Consider the following 16,276-nt stretch of genomic DNA (forward strand, 5'->3'; position numbering starts at 1 on the left):
CTATCACCCCACACCGGGCCGAGCCGTCATACCGGGCTTAGCGTGACTCTATGGGTTCCACGAGGGGCAAGAGGGCAGCTCTGGGCGTGATAGCCGTCACCGTCGCGAGTGCGGCGGCCGTCACCGCCACCCAGCTCGGCTGCACCGGCGGCGAGGGTGATCGGAGCGGCAGCGGCGAGGGCGGATCGACCGGGGAAGAGACCGGTGGGGAGTCCGCCGACGGCCCGCGGGACGCCGCCACCCATCCGCCGGGCGCACGGCCGCGGGTGATCCCGGCCGTGCGCGACTGGGAGGCCGCCCGGGGCCCGGGATGGAAGCCCGGCCCGGACACCCGGGTCGTCGCGGAGTCCGGCAGTGCGGTCGAGGACGAGGCGCGCAGGCTCGCCCGCGAGCTGCGCGTCGACTACGCGGACTCGGGGGCGGGTGCGGGCGATGTGGAACTCGCCCTCGACTCCGACGTGGCCGGCGGCCGGGAGGCGTACGAGCTCACCACCGCCGACGGTCGAGTGCGGATATCCGGCAGCGCCGACGCCGGCGTCTTCTACGGCACCCGCACTCTGGTCCAGTCGCTGCGCGAGCGCGATGCGATGCCCGAGGGCACGGTGCGGGACCGGCCGGACCGCCCCCAGCGCGGCCTGATGGTCGACACCGCTCGCAAGCACTTCTCCGCGGACTGGCTCGCCGACCGCCTGCGCGAGATGGGCGATCTCAAACTCAACCAGCTCCAGCTGCACTTCTCCGACGACCAGGGCTTCCGCATCGAGAGCGAGACCAGTCCCGGGAGCGTCTCGGAGCAGCACCTCACCAAGAACCAGGTGCGGGAACTGGTGCGGCTGGCGCGGTCGCTGCACATCACGGTCGTGCCGGAGATCGACTCGCCCGGCCACCTCGGCGCGCTCCTGGCCGAGCATCCCGAACTCGCCCTGCGCAACGGCTCGGGTGAGCTGGTGGAGGGCGCGATCGACATCGGAAAACCGGCGGCGGGCAGGCTCGTCGACGAGCTGCTGGAGGAGTACGCCGAGCTCTTCCCGGGCGCGTACTGGCATCTGGGCGGCGACGAGTACCGCCCGCTGACCGCCGAGGACCCGGAGGCCAACCATCCGCGGCTGCACCGCATCGCGCAGCGCAGGTTCGGCGAGAGGGCGACCGTCCGGGATCTGGCGACGGCCTGGCTCAACGACCGGGCGAAGACGGTGCGCAAGCTCGGGTACACGCCGCAGGTGTGGAACGACGGGATGCACGCCGGCGGGGAGGTGCGCCCCTCCAAGCGCCGGGAGGTCACCTACTGGACGGGCAAGGAGATCGGCGCCCGGCCACCGGGGGAGTACCTGGCGGAGGGCTGGAAGTTGATCAACCTCAATGATGAGTACCTCTACTACGTTCTCGGTGAGCCGCAGCAGTTCACCTATCCGACCGGCGAGCGTATTTACCGCGAGTGGACCCCGGCCGTGCTGCGAGGCTCCCGCGCCGAGCCGGCGGGAAGCACGACGCCCTCCCGGGTGCCGGGCGCGCGGCTGGCGGTCTGGTGCGACCTCGCGGACGCGCAGTCGGCGCAGGAGGTCGCGGCGGGGATCAGGATGCCGCTGGCGGCGCTGGCGCAGAAGGTGTGGGATCCGCGCGAACCGAAGGCGTCCTGGCGGGAGTTCCGTGAGCTCGCCGACGAGGTGGACCGCGGCCGGGGCTGAAGTCCCAGGTGGGCGGCTGCGGTTGGGGTGCCCGGCGGCCGGCGGCGGCACGGCCGGTGTGCGGCGGCGAGGGCGCGCGGGGCGTACGGCGGGGGCGCCCGGAGCGGGACGTGAAGACGGCCGAGGTCGCCACCCCCCACAGGAGAGACCCCGGCCGTCGTCGAGTACGGGCTGCGCAGGCAGGCCCGTACTTCCTACTGCGCCAGGGCTCCACAATGTGTTACTCGGTAGCTACCCTCGCCAGCGTAAGCACACCTGCACGTACATCTGCAAGTACATCCCCGGTCGGAGAGCATGGACGAAGGGGCCTCACAGGCCGTACCGTGCTGGACGCATCGATAGATTGTCGAAGCTTGAACTAGGCGCCGGGCAGCGGAGCCCGGGGACCGACAGGACCTCACACCCAGGGCAGGAACCGTGCAGGGGGACGACGCGGAACTGACCGCCGCCGTACGCGCGGCGCAGGAGGGCGACGAAGCCGCCTTCCGGGGCGTATATCGCGCTGTGCACCCGCGGCTGCTCGGGTATGTCAGGACGCTGGTCCAGGACGCCGACGCGGAGGACGTGGCCTCCGAGGCGTGGTTCCAGATCGCCCGCGACCTCCACCGTTTCTCCGGCGACGCCGACCGGTTCCGCGGCTGGGCGGCGCGGATCGCCCGCAACCGCGCGCTGGACCACCTCCGGGCCCGCGGTCGGCGACCGGTCAGCGGCGGTGACGAGAGCGAACTGACCACGATGCCCGACGGCGCCGACACCGCCGACGAGGCACTGGAGGCGCTGGGCACCGGCCGCACGATGGAGCTCATCTCCCGGTTGCCCAGGGACCAGGCCGAGGCCGTGGTGCTGCGCGTGGTGGTGGGGCTCGACGCCAAGAGCGCGGCCGAGGTTCTCGGCAAGCGGCCCGGTGCGGTGCGCACCGCCGCCCACCGCGGACTGCGCAGGCTGGCCGAGCTGTTGGAGGGCGACGGGGAGCCCGCGGCGATGGACGGAACAATTCCAGATCAGCGCTGGAACCAGGCCCTCGGTGTGACGCCAAGGCCCGCGCGGACGCTGAGGGGTACGTGAGGGCTGAGGATCGATTCGGTTGGTTGGACGACGAGGCCGCGGAGAATTTGCTGCGCGGCTCCGCTGCCGACGGCGCTTCCTCCTGCCCTTCTCCGACTGCCCAGGAGCTGGCCGGCGTGCTGGACGGGCTGGCCGAGAGCCATCGTTCCGCCGAGCGCTCGGGAGAGCTGCCCGGTGAGGCCGAGGCGCTCGCCGCGTTCCGCACCGCGCGTACCGCGCGGGCTCGCGACTGTCGGGGCGGACGGGCGGGTGCGCGCTCCAGACGTGGCAGGTACATGACCCGGGTCTCGGGTACGCCGCTGCACGTCGGCTTCGCGATGACCATCGCGGGCTTCGCGCTCGGCGGCGTCGCGGTGGCCGCCAGCAACGGCGTACTGCCCGCCCCCTTCGGCGGCGGCGGCGAGGACCCCGGCGCCTCCGGCGGCAGACCCCCCGCGGTCGAACCGCTGGAGAGCGAGAGCCCCTATCTCGACAACTCCAGCGGCGGCAGCTCCGACCGTCCCAACGAGCGGCTGCCCGGCTGGGGTTCGCCCTCGGAGCGCGGCGACGGCGAGCGGGTCGGCGGCAGCCACCGGGACATCGCCGGCGCCCTTCGCGGCAACGGCGACCACCAGGGCGGCGGCACCCCCTCGCAGAGCGGCCCGCCCGCCGAGGACAGCCCGAGCACCTGGCCGCACCGGCCCGATCCGGACGGCGGCAGTCAGTCGCCCGAGCCCGACAACTGGCCGCCCACACCGCCCAGTACCAAGCCCGGTGCCCCCGACCCCACGGTGGTCGTCGCGCTCTGCAAGGCGTACGAGGGCGACAGGATCGAGCACCGCAAGCGCTGGGAGCTGGAGCAGGTCGCCGGCGGCCCGGAGCAGGTCGAGAGCTACTGCGAGGAGTACGGCGACGTCGGCGGTGGCGGCGGTGGCACCGAGGGCGGTGACAGCGGCAACGGCGGCATCGGCATTCCCGAGCAGCCGGACGGGCCCGGCACTCCGACGACACCGGGCGAGCCCGGCGACGGCTCGGGCGGCGGCGCAGGAGGCGCGGGCGGCCCGGGTGGCGACGCGGGCGGCTCGGGAGGTGGCGGCGCGACCGGAGGCACCACCGGTGGAGGCACCGGAGGCGGTACGAGCAGCGGCGGCACGACCGGCGGTTCGGGCGGCGGCAGCGGTACGGGCGGAAACGGAGACGGGGCGTCGAGCGCGGGCACCGACCCGGGCACGGACCCGGCGGAGGACGGTGGTGGCGACGCCTGACGTGCGTACGGCACCTGTGTGAACAGGTGTCGGCAAGTCTTCACCCCGTCGACCGTCCCGATGAGCCGGGCCCGTACGGGGAACCGCGCGCCGTCGGCCGTACCGGCCACGAGTCGCGAAGCACCGCGGCCCGTTCGTCGTGCGAGCGGAAATCGCGAGAGTCGGTAATCGCGAGAGTGTGACACTTTCCGGGTTCATGGCGCAGTATGGAGTGAGCCGACTGGTCATCGGCGAGCGCGCCACCCGAGGTTCCCCCCGTACCTACGGGTCCGCGCGATGGCGCGGGCGGGATATGTTCCCCCGATTCCGCCCGCGCCCCTTCTCTCCACCTCTTCCACGCGGCTCGATCCGTGCGCTCTCCGCCGCGCTTCGCCCGCACATCGCCGCAGTTCAGCGCCGGTTGACGCGCTCTGCCGGCTCTCCGCGCAGCCCCGCCCCGAGCCCGTACGGGCTTCGTCGCGCCACCGATCCGGCAGCTCCGTCGCGCCGAGCCGGGCGGGCCCGACCTCTTCGTGCGCGGTTCGTGGTCCAACTCCGCCCGAGGGGCGGCCGGTTGAGATCCCTGCGCCCCTTGCCCGCTCCGTTTGCCCGCTCTGTCCGGAACGATGTCCGTACGGGCCGCCCGGCCGATGTTCTTACGGGCCGCCCCGCCGCGCGCCGGACGCACGGGCAGGGGGCGGGAGGGGCGGTACGGGGTCAGCTGTAGACGATGACCTTGTCGCCGGCCTTCACCTGGGAGAAGACCTGGGCGATCTTCTTCTTCTCCCGCACGTTCACGCAGCCGTGGGACGCGCCGGAGTAGCCGGCAGCGGCGAAGTCGTCGGAGTAGTGCACCGCTTGGCCGCCGCTGAAGAACATCGCGTACGGCATCGGGGTGTCGTAGAGGGTCGAATGGTGGTCGCGGCTCTTGAAGTCGACCTTGAAGGTGCCTTCCCTGGTCGGCGTGTACTGCGAGCCGAAGCGCACGTCCATCGCGGCCCGCACCTCGCCGTCGACCATCCAGGCCAGGGTGCGGCTCTCCTTGCTGATGCACAGCACCCGGCCGGAGGTGCAGCGCTTGTCCGGGTCGGCGAGCGGATAGCTGGTCTGGGGGTTGAGCTGCGCGGCGCTGGGGGCCTTGGTCTGCTTGCGCAGCGCCGCCCAGGTCCCGGCGTCGGTCGTACCGCTCTGCGCCAGGCCCGCCTTCTTCTGGAGCGCCTTGACGGAGGCGGTGGTCATGGTGCCGTAGTAGCCGGAGGGGTTGCGCTCGAAGAGGGCGAGCTGCTGGAGGCGGGCCTGTGCCTCGCGCACCTGCTTGCCCTCGCTGCCGTCCTTCAACAGCGGTGTGGGCAGGCCCGCGTTGGGGTCGTCCGGCTTCGGCTCCGGCTTGGGTTTCGGGTCGCCGGCGGGCTTCCGGTCGTCGGTGCCGGCGTCCTTGCCGTCCGCGCCGCCGCTGTCGGTGTTGTCGGCGCCGCCGGAGTTGCCGCCGGTCGCGCCGCCGCCCGAGGAGCCGGCCGAAGCGCCGCTGGTGCTCTGCCCGTTGGCGTCGGTCTCGATGTGTATCTCGTCGCACCCGACGGTCAGGGAGAGCGCGGCGACGGCGACCGCGCCGCACAGTGCGCGAAGTGCCCTGGTATCAGCCCTCATTGCCCGAAACCCCCTGGTGATTCACCTGTTCGTGCCTGTTGTGTGGCAGACGGCGCCCCGAGAGGAACAGTTCCCCGAATTCCGGCGGCGATACGCAGTCGTGACCGCCTTCTGGCGCGGAACCGCCGTCGGACGGCCGAGGGTGTGCCCCAACTCCATTCACGCGCACCCGAGTTGTGCGTCGCGCGTCCCGGTCGGCGACTTTCGGCGGCAGCCCGGACCGTCGAACCGTGTCCCGGCGACGGGCCTCGCCTGTGACGCACACCCGGATGACGCCGGGCCCCCGGACTCGTACGGTGGGCTCGTTGACCTACTAGTCAGTAAGAAGCTCCGGACGGGGCGGGGAGAGGCGGTGGGTGATGACGCGGGACTCTTCGTCCGCACCGGACGCGGCACACGGCGCAGGGCACGGCGCAGAGCACGGCGCTGAACGCGGCGCAGTACACGGCGCGGGGCACGGCGCGGGGCGCGGGCAAGCCGGCGGCGACCGGCGGGACGCGTCGCGCGGACCGGACGGCGGCCGGGTGCGCGGCCCCGGGGGCGGGCGCTCGGCGCACCGGGCGCGACCGCTGCCGGGACTGGTCGAGCAGGCCCGGATGCTGGCCGCCGGCGAGGCGGGGTCGCGGGAGCTGGTCACCCGCAGCCTGGACGCGATCGCCGCCACCAGCGGCGAGTTGAACGCGTTCCGGCTCGTCACCGCGGAGCGGGCGCTCGCCGAGGCCGACGAGGCCGATCGCCGTCTGGCGGCGGGCGAGCGGCTGCCGCTGCTCGGCGTTCCGGTGGCGGTCAAGGACGACACCGATCTCGCGGGTGAGCCCACCGCCTTCGGCTGCGAAGGGCCGTTTCCGGCCAAGCGCGAGGACGCCGAGTCCGTACGGCGGCTGCGTGCGGCGGGCGCGGTGATCGTCGGCAAGACCAACAGCCCCGAGCTGGGCCAGTGGCCGGTCACCGAGGGCCCGGCGTTCGGCGACACCCGCAACCCCTGGAACCTGGACCACACCCCCGGCGGATCCTCCGGCGGTTCGGCGGCTGCGGTCGCCGCGGGCCTGGTGCCGGCGGCGCTCGGCTCCGACGGCGCCGGATCGGTGCGCATCCCGGCCGCCTGGACGCAGTTGGTGGGGATCAAGCCACAGCGGGGGCGCATCTCCACCTGGCCCGACCCCGAGGCGTTCAACGGCATCACCTGCCACGGCCCGCTCGCCCGTACGGTCGCCGACGCGGCCCTGCTGCTCGACGCCGCCGCCGGAAGCGCCCCCGGCGATCTGCACCGGCCGACGCCCGTCGAGATCCTGCCCGCCGCCCACCGGGACCCCGGCCGGCTGCGCATCGCGCTCTCCACCCGCACGGCGTTCACCGCAACTCCCAAGCGGCTGGAGCCCGTTGTGCGCTCGGCACTGAACGCGCTCGCCGAGCGGCTGGCCGCCCTCGGCCACGAGGTCGAGGAGGCGGAACCCGCGTACGGGCCGATCGGAGTCACCTTCGTACCGCGCGCGACCGCCGGTGTCCGCGACTGGGCGGGCAGAGCTCCCGACCCCGCGCTGCTCGACCCGCGCACCCGCGGCGCCGTCCGCACCGGCGGACTGCTCGGCGGTCCGGTGCTGCGGCTGGCCCGCGCGGCGGAGGCGCCGCTGCGACGCCGCGTGGGGCGGATCTTCCGCCGGTACGACGTCGTCCTCACGCCGACGACCGCGACCCCGCCGCCCCGCATCGGCGCGCTCACCGGCCTAGGCGGCTGGCAGACCGACCGGCGGATGATCGCGTACTGCCCGTACGCCTGGCCCTGGAACGTGCTCGGCTGGCCCGGCGTGAACGTGCCCGCGGGGCGTACGCCCGAGGGGCTCCCGCTCGGCGCGCAGCTGCTGGGACCGGCCGACTCCGAGCCGCTGCTCGTCTCGCTCGCCGCCCAACTGGAGGCGGACCGCCGGTGGTTCGAGAGCTGGCCGGGCGGCGACGGGTAGCCCGAGGCGCTCTAGCCGACGCCGCGGCGAAGTGCCGCGTCCGGGCGCCCCGTCGCCCGTCCCGTCCCGGTGCCGCGTCCGGGCGCCCCGTCCGGGTGCCGCGGGGGCGGGGCGGGTGACGGGGCCGTACCGCATGGCGCCCGGCCCCGCCGCCCGCCCGGGCCGTTGCGTTCACCTCCGGCGCGCACGCCCCGAGCGGTTCACTCCCGGCCGCCGAACTCCCGGGTGCCGGGCTCGCGGTCGTCGCGGCCGGCGCTCGGCGCGCGGCTGTGTTCCTGGACGGGTACGGGCCCCGGTGCCGGGCCCGGGTTCGGGTCCGGCACGAGACCCGGCGGCGGGTCGGGCGCCCGGCCCTTGCCCCGCAGCCTGTCCATCTCGCGCCATTCGGGCCGCAGCCCGCCGAGGTTGGTGGTCAGGAAGTAGAGCGTGCCCGCGACGACGAGTGCGGGGGAGAGGCCGATCGTGCTGATGGCCGCGCCCGCCAGCAGCCCGCCGAACGGGATGCCGGCCCAGGCGACCGAGTCGCCCAACGCGTTGACCCGGCCCAGCAGTCGACGCGGTACGCGCTCGAAGGCGATGGCGCCGAGGATGGGGTTGAGGAAACCGGAGCCGAAGCCCGCGATCGCGAACACGGCGAGCATCGTCACCAGCGGCACGTCCATGGCGAGAACCAGGAAGCGCGGTGCGCCCACGAGCAGGAAGCCGAGGAAGAAGACGGGCCTTCGACGCATCCGGTGGGCGATCGCTGCGGCGATGAGACTGCCGAGCACCGCGGCACCGCCCATCGTGCTGACCAGCAGGCCCAGGACGGCCGCCCCGTTGTCCGACTCCTTGGCCCACACCGGGAGCAGCACGGTGGCGAACGCCGCGTCCAGCAGGTTGGTGACGCCGACGACCAGGATGATCGCCAGCAGCAGCCGCTCCCCGCGCAGGAAGGCGAAGCCCTCCCTGAACCGTTGCCAGTAGCCGGGCTCCGGCTCCTCCCCGGTCGACTCCGGCCGGATCGGTTGGCCCATCCCGCGCGGCAGCAGCAACCAGATCAGCAGCGAACCCAGGGCGAAACAGCCCGCGTTGACCGCGAGGCCGGTCATCGGCCCGAGCAGTGCGACCAGCGCGCCACCCGCGGCGGGGCCGATGGTGGAGGCCAGCCGTTCGGTCGTCCCGGACAAGCCGGTGGCCCGCTCCAGCGGCACCCGGCTGCGGTCGGCGGCCTCGGGGATCATGATCTCCTTGGCCAGATCGCCCGGGCCGCGCGCCGAACCGATCACCGCGACCAGCGCCAACAGGCCCCAGAACGGCAGCAGATCGAACGCGTGCAGCAGCGGGACCAACGCGACCGCCAACGCGCTGACCAGGTCCGTCGTCCAGGAGATCAGCCGCGGCCCGACGCGGTCGACGAGCGGGCCGGAGAACATCTTGACCAGCACGTACGGCGCCATCTCGCAGAACGCCACCAGGCCGGTCTGCGTCGCACTGCCGGTGGTGACCAGAACGAACCAGGGCAGCGCGATCGTGGAGATCCGCGTACCGGTGATCGCCACCGACATCGCCGCCAGAACTCCCGCCAGCGGACGGAGACTTCGGCGTTCCTCCGTGCCCGCCGTCATGACGCCCCGCTCTCCGGGCGAGTGCCCCGCACGGAGCTCTCGTCGGGTGCGGCGCTCGCGGCGGTCTCGGTGCGTACGGAGCCGGCGGGGCGTTCGGCGTGCTCCGCGCGGGGCTGCTCGGGCTGTTCGGGACGCTCGGGCTGTTCGGGACGCTCCGGCTGTTCCGGCTCGGGGAGGATCTGGATGGCGACGGACACATGCTCGGCGCCCGTCGCCGCGACCGGTGTCGCTCCCGCTCCGGACGGTCCCTCGCCGTGCGACCCCTCGCCGTGCGACGTCTCGCCGTCCTGCGTCCCGTCGTCCTGGGTCCCGCCCGACTCCCTGCCGGGCGGAGGCTGCCGGTAGCGCGCGACGACCTCGTGCAGCTCCGCGCGCAGCCGTACCGCTTCCTCGGGGGTGAGCCGCAGCGCCCAGTCGCTCATGTCGGACGCCTTGCGCCACTCCCGTGGCAGCGTCTCGTAGTTGTTCAGCATCTGCTGAAGGTGGAGGGTGTGCCCGGCGACCACGGAGTGGAGCACCGCGTTGACGGCGGCGGGGTCCTGCTCGACCAGGTCCGAGGTGTCCAGATGGGTCTCCTCGTGCAGCGCGCGCCACCAGCGTTCGCGCGCGTTGCCGCGCTCGGTGTCCTCCTCGACGTAGCCGTGCGCGGCGAGTTGGCGCAGGTGGTAGCTGGCCGCGCCCGAGTTGATCGACAGCCGCTCGGCGAGACGTGTGGCGGTGGAGGGCCCGTACCGGCGCAGCAGGCCGGTGAGCCGCATCCGTACGGGGTGCGCGAGCGCGCGCATCGCCTTGGCGTCGGGGTGGAAGGAGGAACGCGCAGCGGGCCCGGCCCGTCCGGGGTCCGCGGGCGCGGTGTGCTCGGCACGTGCGGAGGTTTCTGTCACGGGAGGCAGCCTAAGACCGCAAAGGTTTCTTTGCAAAGAGTTCTTTGCGGTCTGTTCGGTGCTGCCTCGCCGCCGGAAAACCCGTTGCGGCACCTTCCGCCACCCTGGTTCGCTGCCCGGATGACCGACCTGCCGACGGCCGCGACCGTGGAACAGTACGAGGCTGTCGGAGCGGAGGAGCTGTACACGGCAGTCGCCCACCTCTGCGAACACCTGGGTCTGCCCACCGAGCGGATCGCCCGCTTTCCGCAGGGCTCGCTCCCGGTCTACGCCCTCGGCCGGCATCTGGTGCTGAAGCTCTATCCCCAGGTTCACGCCGACGAACTCGCCGTGGAGAGCGCCGCGTTGCGCGCGCTGCACGGCAGACTCCCGCTGCTCACCCCCGGAGTCCTCGACACCGGGTACTCCCAGGGCTGGGGCTACCTCCTCATGGAACGGCTCTACGGCGAGAGCCTGGAGGACGCCTGGCCGCACGTCCCCGAACAGGGTCGGCTCGACCTCCTCGACCAGCTCGGCCGCACCCTCGCCGACCTCCACCGCGTACCTCCACCGGCCGAACTGGGCCCGGAGGACTGGCAGTTGTTCCTCAAGCAGCAGCAGTCCGCGTGCGTGGACCGGCAGCGCGCGCTGGGTGTGGACGAGGAGTGGCTGAGCCGCATCCCGGACTTCCTCGACTCGGTGGTTCTCCCCGAACCCGCTCAACCCGCCCTGCTGCACACGGAGTTCATGCCGGCACATGTGCGCGTGGAGGAGACCGCTGAAGGCTGGACGGCGACCGGCCTCCTGGACTTCGAGCCGGCGATGCGCGGTGCGCCGGAGTACGACCTCGTCGCCGTCGGGATCTTCCTCACCCGCGGCCGACCCGCGCTGCTCCGGCGCCTGTTGACCGCGTACGGCTGGCCGGACGGCGAGCTCGCCGAGCTGCCGAAAGTGCTGATGGCGTACACGCTGCTCCATGCCCAGTGCCATCTGCCCTGGTTCATGCGGGAGTTGCCGCCGGGCGGGGCGAGGAGCTTCGAGGAGCTGGCCGAAGTCTGGTTCGGCGTCTGAGAGTTGACGCGGCGGGTGCCAGGGCCCCGCGGTGAACCGGGGCCGGGCAGGGCTGTTTCGAGGACGCCTGCGAACCGCGCCCTCACTCCTCCGGCGTCAGAATGTCCAGCTCCGCGAGCGCGCCGACCGCGATCTCCCGCGTCAGCTCCTCCGCCCGCGCCGCGTCCCGCGCCCGCACCGCCTCGGCGACCTGTACGTGCAGGGTCACCGCTGCCGGATCGGGGTCCACGAACATCACCTGGTGCTGGGTGCGTCCGGTCAGCACCGCCGCGACCACATCGCCGAGCTGGGCGAACATCTCGTTCCCCGAGGCGCGCAGTATCACCCGGTGGAACGCCACGTCGTGCACCAGATACGCGTCCAACTGCTGGCCGCGCGAGGTCGCGACCATGCCGAGCGCGTGCTCGGTCAGCTCGGCGCACTGCTCCGCTGTGGCCAGCTCGGCGGCCAGCCGCGCCGCGACCGGCTCCACCGCGGACCGCAGCACCGTCAGCGAACGCAGCTGCCTCGCCCGGTCCGAACCCGCCAGCCGCCAGGTGATCACCTGCGGGTCGTAGACGTTCCACTCCTCGATGGGCCGCACGGTCGCCCCCACCCGCCGCCGCGACTCCACCAGCCGCATCGACTCCAGAACGCGCACGGCCTCGCGGACGACCGTGCGCGAGACCTCGTACCGCTCGGCCAACTCGTCCGCCCGCAGCACCGAACCGGTGGGGTACTCCCCGGCGGTGATCGCGGGACCGAGCTGCGCCAGCAGCCGGGCGTGCAGCCCCTGCCGCGCCCCGCCCCGCTCCGGCGGCAGCTGCGGCTCGCGGCCCTGGTCGGAGCGGCTTTCTAGGGCGTGGCCGGTGGTCTCCTCGGCGTCCTTGGTGGTCACCTCGTCAGCCTACGGGGTGAGAGGGAGCCCAAAATAAGTATGACGATTTCGAGTCGAGATATTGAATACGTGTGACGTATCGGGTTGAGTGTGCGCGGCATCGAGGTCGCGCGGACCGCCCGCAGCCGGTGGTACGGCGGCAGGACGGACAAGCGGCCGGCAGGACAGCAGGACACCGGCAGTACAGCAGGACAGCAGAGGACAGCGAGGTACCGATGCGCGCGTCAGCAGCCGAGCCACCCGAGGACGGGGACGGCACCGGCCCGCCCCCGCACGCCGACCCCGGCACGCACGGGCCGCCGGTGGTGGTCGTCATGGGTGTCTCCGGCACCGGTAAGACCACCGTCGGCGAACTGCTCGCCGAACGCCTCCACGTCCCGTACGCCGAGGCCGACGACTTCCACTCCCCGGCCAACATCGACAAGATGAGCCAGGGCGTACCGCTGGAGGACGCCGACCGGTGGCCGTGGCTCGACGCCATCGGCGCCTGGGCGCGCAGCCGCGCCGGACGCGGCGGCGTCGTCAGCTGCTCGGCGCTCAAGCGCAGCTACCGCGACCGGCTCCGCGCCGCCGCCCCGGAACTCTTCTTCCTCCACCTCACCGGCGACCGCGCGCTCATCGCCGACCGACTCGCCAACCGTCAGGGGCACTTCATGCCGCTGAACCTGCTCGACTCGCAACTCGCCACCCTCGAACCGCTCCAGGAGGACGAGAGAGGCGCCGCCGTACCGGTGAACCCCGGCCCCGACAGCGTCACCGCACTCGCCCTCGCCGCTCTCGGCCCGCACCCGCGCGCCGGCTGACCCCGGCCGACACCCGTACGCGGGACCGTACGCACCTCGTGCCCGTACGCACCCGGCTCGCACACGCGCACCCGGCTCACGTACGCGCACCGGCTCCGTACCCCGGGGCTCGCGCACGCGCACCGGCTCCGTACACCCCCGGCGCCCGTACGCGTTCCTCCACCCCCGGAGCGCGTCGCGCCACTCACGACCCCGAGCCCCGCACCACCCGCCCGCGAGCCCCGTACCTCCGCAACCGGGTACGGCCGACCCGTACAACCCCGCTCCCAGCCCCCATCCCCGTGTGAGGAACTCCCGTGCGCCATCTCAGTGTTGAGATACTTGCGGCCGACTCTCCCGAGATCATCACCTCGGCGGGCAACGCCCAGTTGGGCCTCGCCGTCCTGGCCGGTATCGCCGTCATCGTCCTGCTCATCACGCGAGGCAAGCTGCACGCCTTCCTCGCACTGACCATCGGCTCCCTGGTGCTCGGCGCGCTCGCCGGCGCCCCGCTGGACAAGGCCATCGAGGGCTTCTCCAGCGGACTGGGCTCCACCGTCGCCGGCGTCGGCGTGCTCATCGCACTCGGCGCGATCCTCGGCAAACTCCTCGCCGACTCCGGCGGCGCCGACCAGATCGTCGACACCATCCTCGCCAGGGCGGACGGCAAACGGATGCCCTGGGCGATGGCGCTCATCGCGGGCGTCATCGGACTGCCGCTCTTCTTCGAGGTCGGCGTCGTACTGCTGATCCCCGTCGTCCTGCTCGTCGCCCGACGCGGCGGCCACTCGCTGATGCGCATCGGCATCCCCGCGCTCGCCGGCCTCTCCGTGATGCACGGGCTCGTACCGCCGCACCCCGGACCGCTCGCCGCCATCGACGCCGTCGACGCCGACCTCGGAATCACGCTCGCGCTCGGCGTGCTCATCGCGCTGCCGACCGTGGTGATCGCCGGCCCGGTCTTCGCCAAGTACGCCGCCCGCTGGGTCGACGTCAGCCCGCCCGAGGGACTGGTGCCCGAGCGGCCGTCCGAGGAGCTCAAGCACCGTCCGAGCTTCGCCGCCACGGTGGCCACGGTGCTGCTGCCCGTCGTGCTCATGCTCGGCAAGGCGCTCACCGACGTCGTCATCGACAACCCCGACAACACCGTTCAGCGCGTCATGGACGTCGTCGGCTCACCGCTCATGGCGCTGCTCGCGGCCGTGATCGTCGGCCTCTTCACCCTCGGCCGCGCGGCCGGCTTCACCAAGGACCGCCTGGCCACCACCGTCGAGAAGTCGCTGCTGCCGATCGCCGGCATCCTGCTGATCGTCGGCGCCGGCGGCGGCTTCAAGCAGACCCTGATCGACGTCGGCGTCGGCGAGATGATCCTGGAGTTCGCCGAGAGCTGGAACATCTCCGCGCTGCTCCTGGCCTGGCTCATCGCCGTCGGCATCCGCCTGGCCACCGGCTCCGCGACCGTCGCGACCATCTCGGCCGCCGGCCTCGTCGCCCCGCTCGCCGCCGACATGAGCACCACCCACACCGCCCTGCTCGTCCTGGTCATCGGCGCCGGCTCGCTCTTCTTCAGCCACGTCAACGACGCGGGCTTCTGGATGGTCAAGGAGTACTTCGGCATGACCGTCGGCCAGACCATCAAGACCTGGTCGGTGATGGAGACGATCATCTCCGTCTGCGGCCTCGTCTTCGTCCTGCTGCTGTCCCTGGTGCTGTAGCCCCCGCACGGCCCCGCCGCTCGTCGGCCAACACCGAGGGCCCGCAACGGAGTTGCTCCGTCGCGGGCCCTCGACCCGTACGTACGGCTCAGGCCGTGGTCGACTCCTCGCGCACGGCGTCGACGAAGGCGCCCCACCCCTCGCACGGAAACGTCAGCACGGGCCCCGCGCACTGCTTGGAATCCCGTACGGGCACGACCCCGCGGGCGACAAGACCACGGCTGAACTCCAGGCATTCCCCGCCGTCGCCGCCGCTGTACGAGGACTTGGTCCACTCGATGGTGTTGGTTCCCGGGCAAGTGCTCACTGTCGATACTCCTCCAGTGCGGACATCAACCTGACGCGCGATTCAACGATTCCCAGTGCATCGGCCCTCAACCGGTCGTAGGAGTCACGGTAGAGCGCGACCGTCTCCGCGCAGTCGTAGAGCCTCCCGCCCTGGGGCCCGTCCGAGTACAGAACGGACGAGCCGTCGGCCATGCCCAGCAGGGCGAACGGCCGCATCGCGTTCTGCGCGGGCACACCGGCCGAGAACGGCAGAATCTGGATGTCGATGTGCGGTGAGCGGGAGACGTCCAGCAGGTGGGTGAGCTGCCCCCGCATGGTCGCTCTGTCACCCACCACGGTGAGCAGACTCGCTTCGTGGAGCACGATCCACAGCGAGGGCGGGTTGGCCCGCTCGAAGACTTCGCGACGGCGGACACGGGCCGCAGCCTTGACCCTGACGGTCTCGTCCTCGTCACGCGGGTTGGAGGACCGAAAGATCGCGCACGCGTACTGCTCGGTCTGCACCAGGCCGGTCACGAGGGACGCGGAGAAGTGCGACATGTGCGTCGCCTTCTTCTCCATGTGGAGATACGGGACGAACCACGAGGGGTGGTCGCCCTCGTCGATCCGGCGGAGCTGCTCCTCGAAGAGGCCGTTGGTGCCGAAGGCGAGATCACACCCTCTGGCGAACTTAACGCTCGGGCGCGGCAGCATCAAACCCGCCTCGACGCGACTGACATATGCCTCGGAATAACTTGCCGCTTTTGCCAACTGCTTCTGAGTGAGGCTGCGCCCGAGCCTCACTCTTCTGACGTCCTGACCGAATCGCTGGAGCGGGTTCAACTGCGTGAGGACCTCTGACTCTTCCGACACCCGTCACCTCTCGACACCGTGTTTTCAGGAGGCGTTCGCGCAGTTCAGAGCCTCCACGGCGCCACCGGAGCGGATCCGATACTAGGGGCGCCCGAGCTCTCCGGGTGAGCGAATGGATGTAGTGGGTACCTTATTTTACGCGCCCAACTGCCTTAGGTGTTTGGGTCAGTTGAGGATTCATCGAAATCCGCCACGAAAGAGTTCACCGGCCGCCGAATGAATGCGAAAGCCCGATCCGGGCAGACGAGAAGTACAGGGCGTTCGGAGACCATGCCGCCACCGACTGCACCGTTCCCCTGTCCCGTCACCGGGCCGCCGTAGATCAGCTGGAGGTCGCAACCATGAAGGACCAACCAGAGGGGCCGACTGCTGCCGAGAACGAAGGTTCCCCCACCGCCGTACCGCGTACGACTCACCTGCCCCGCCCGACCTGCACCCCGCCCATGCCCGACGCCACCGGTGACACACCGGTCTCCGCGAGCGCCACGAGCCCCTCGGGCTCTGTGGGCCCTGCCGGCCCTGTCGGCCCGCAGAGCCCCGGTTCGAACCTCGCCCAGCTCGTCGCCGAACTCGGCGAGACAGTCCGCGCACACCTGGCCAGCCTCAGACGTCCCCGCTGAACCGGTGTGCGGCCGACGGGCGG

14 protein-coding genes are annotated in these 16,276 nt (G+C 72.2%); 8 read left to right on the top strand and 6 right to left on the bottom strand.

The features are described 5' to 3' along the window. Positions 1–50: 50 nt before the first annotated feature. The 3 genes from MTQ01_RS06095 to MTQ01_RS06105 all read left to right on the top strand — a co-directional run bounded on the left by MTQ01_RS06095 (position 51) and on the right by MTQ01_RS06105 (position 3,994). Positions 51–1,685 (top strand): family 20 glycosylhydrolase, encoded by a 1,635-nt coding sequence (locus tag MTQ01_RS06095; RefSeq protein ID WP_247487212.1) that lies wholly within the window; start codon positions 51–53, stop codon positions 1,683–1,685. Between the two features lie 417 nt (positions 1,686–2,102). After that, positions 2,103–2,750, top strand: a complete 648-nt coding sequence (locus MTQ01_RS06100) for an RNA polymerase sigma factor (RefSeq protein ID WP_247487213.1) — start codon at positions 2,103–2,105, stop codon at positions 2,748–2,750. 23 nt (positions 2,751–2,773) lie between these two features. Continuing rightward, positions 2,774–3,994, top strand: a complete 1,221-nt coding sequence (locus tag MTQ01_RS06105) for a hypothetical protein (RefSeq protein ID WP_247487214.1) — start codon at positions 2,774–2,776, stop codon at positions 3,992–3,994. A gap of 696 nt (positions 3,995–4,690) precedes the next feature. Here the strand turns inward: MTQ01_RS06105 and MTQ01_RS06110 are convergent. Next, positions 4,691–5,620 carry a L,D-transpeptidase family protein gene (locus MTQ01_RS06110; protein WP_247487215.1) on the bottom strand — a complete coding sequence of 310 codons (930 nt, stop codon included), beginning with the start codon at positions 5,618–5,620 and terminating at the stop codon, positions 4,691–4,693. 596 nt (positions 5,621–6,216) lie between these two features. Here MTQ01_RS06110 and MTQ01_RS06115 point away from each other — a divergent pair. Next, complete coding sequence (locus MTQ01_RS06115; protein ID WP_247487776.1) at positions 6,217–7,578, top strand: amidase; 1,362 nt, start codon at positions 6,217–6,219, stop codon at positions 7,576–7,578. A 200-nt stretch (positions 7,579–7,778) separates the two neighbouring features. Here the strand turns inward: MTQ01_RS06115 and MTQ01_RS06120 are convergent, their stop codons facing one another. Both MTQ01_RS06120 and MTQ01_RS25250 read right to left on the bottom strand, forming a co-directional pair. Next, the gene (locus MTQ01_RS06120) at positions 7,779–9,185 is read right to left on the bottom strand and encodes an MFS transporter (RefSeq protein WP_247487216.1); all 1,407 of its coding nucleotides are present in this window, start codon (positions 9,183–9,185) and stop codon (positions 7,779–7,781) included. Then, positions 9,182–10,069, bottom strand: a complete 888-nt coding sequence (locus tag MTQ01_RS25250; protein WP_374207613.1) for an ArsR/SmtB family transcription factor — start codon at positions 10,067–10,069, stop codon at positions 9,182–9,184. Before MTQ01_RS25250 ends, MTQ01_RS06120 begins: the two co-directional genes overlap by 4 nt. A 120-nt stretch (positions 10,070–10,189) precedes the next feature. Between MTQ01_RS25250 and MTQ01_RS06130 the strand changes: the two genes are divergently transcribed. Then, the gene (locus MTQ01_RS06130; RefSeq protein ID WP_247487217.1) at positions 10,190–11,119 is read left to right on the top strand and encodes a phosphotransferase family protein; all 930 of its coding nucleotides are present in this window, start codon (positions 10,190–10,192) and stop codon (positions 11,117–11,119) included. A gap of 82 nt (positions 11,120–11,201) precedes the next feature. On the opposite strand, the gene MTQ01_RS06135 is transcribed toward MTQ01_RS06130, so the two are convergent. Then, the gene (locus MTQ01_RS06135) at positions 11,202–11,921 is read right to left on the bottom strand and encodes a FadR/GntR family transcriptional regulator (protein ID WP_247487777.1); all 720 of its coding nucleotides are present in this window, start codon (positions 11,919–11,921) and stop codon (positions 11,202–11,204) included. Positions 11,922–12,310: 389 nt separating this feature from the next. On the opposite strand from MTQ01_RS06135, the gene MTQ01_RS06140 reads away from it, so the two are divergent. Together MTQ01_RS06140 and MTQ01_RS06145 are read left to right on the top strand one after the other, a co-directional pair. Beyond that, positions 12,311–12,799, top strand: a complete 489-nt coding sequence (locus tag MTQ01_RS06140) for a gluconokinase (protein WP_247487779.1) — start codon at positions 12,311–12,313, stop codon at positions 12,797–12,799. A 296-nt stretch (positions 12,800–13,095) separates the two neighbouring features. Next, positions 13,096–14,493: a gluconate:H+ symporter gene (locus MTQ01_RS06145; protein WP_247487218.1), complete on the top strand. Its 1,398-nt coding sequence runs from the start codon at positions 13,096–13,098 to the stop codon at positions 14,491–14,493. A gap of 88 nt (positions 14,494–14,581) precedes the next feature. On the opposite strand, the gene MTQ01_RS06150 is transcribed toward MTQ01_RS06145, so the two are convergent. Together MTQ01_RS06150 and MTQ01_RS06155 are read right to left on the bottom strand one after the other, a co-directional pair. Then, positions 14,582–14,800 (bottom strand): DUF397 domain-containing protein, encoded by a 219-nt coding sequence (locus tag MTQ01_RS06150; protein WP_247487219.1) that lies wholly within the window; start codon positions 14,798–14,800, stop codon positions 14,582–14,584. Further along, on the bottom strand, positions 14,797–15,633 hold the full coding sequence (locus tag MTQ01_RS06155; protein ID WP_247487220.1) for a helix-turn-helix transcriptional regulator: 837 nt from the start codon (positions 15,631–15,633) through the stop codon (positions 14,797–14,799). The genes MTQ01_RS06150 and MTQ01_RS06155 overlap by 4 nt, the downstream gene beginning before the upstream one ends. Positions 15,634–15,974: 341 nt before the next feature. On the opposite strand from MTQ01_RS06155, the gene MTQ01_RS06160 reads away from it, so the two are divergent. After that, positions 15,975–16,253 carry a hypothetical protein gene (locus tag MTQ01_RS06160; RefSeq protein ID WP_247487222.1) on the top strand — a complete coding sequence of 93 codons (279 nt, stop codon included), beginning with the start codon at positions 15,975–15,977 and terminating at the stop codon, positions 16,251–16,253. Positions 16,254–16,276: the final 23 nt, after the last annotated feature.

It is taken from the genome of Streptomyces sp. XM4193 (assembly GCF_023072595.1).
Classification (GTDB): Bacteria; Actinomycetota; Actinomycetes; order Streptomycetales; family Streptomycetaceae; genus Streptomyces.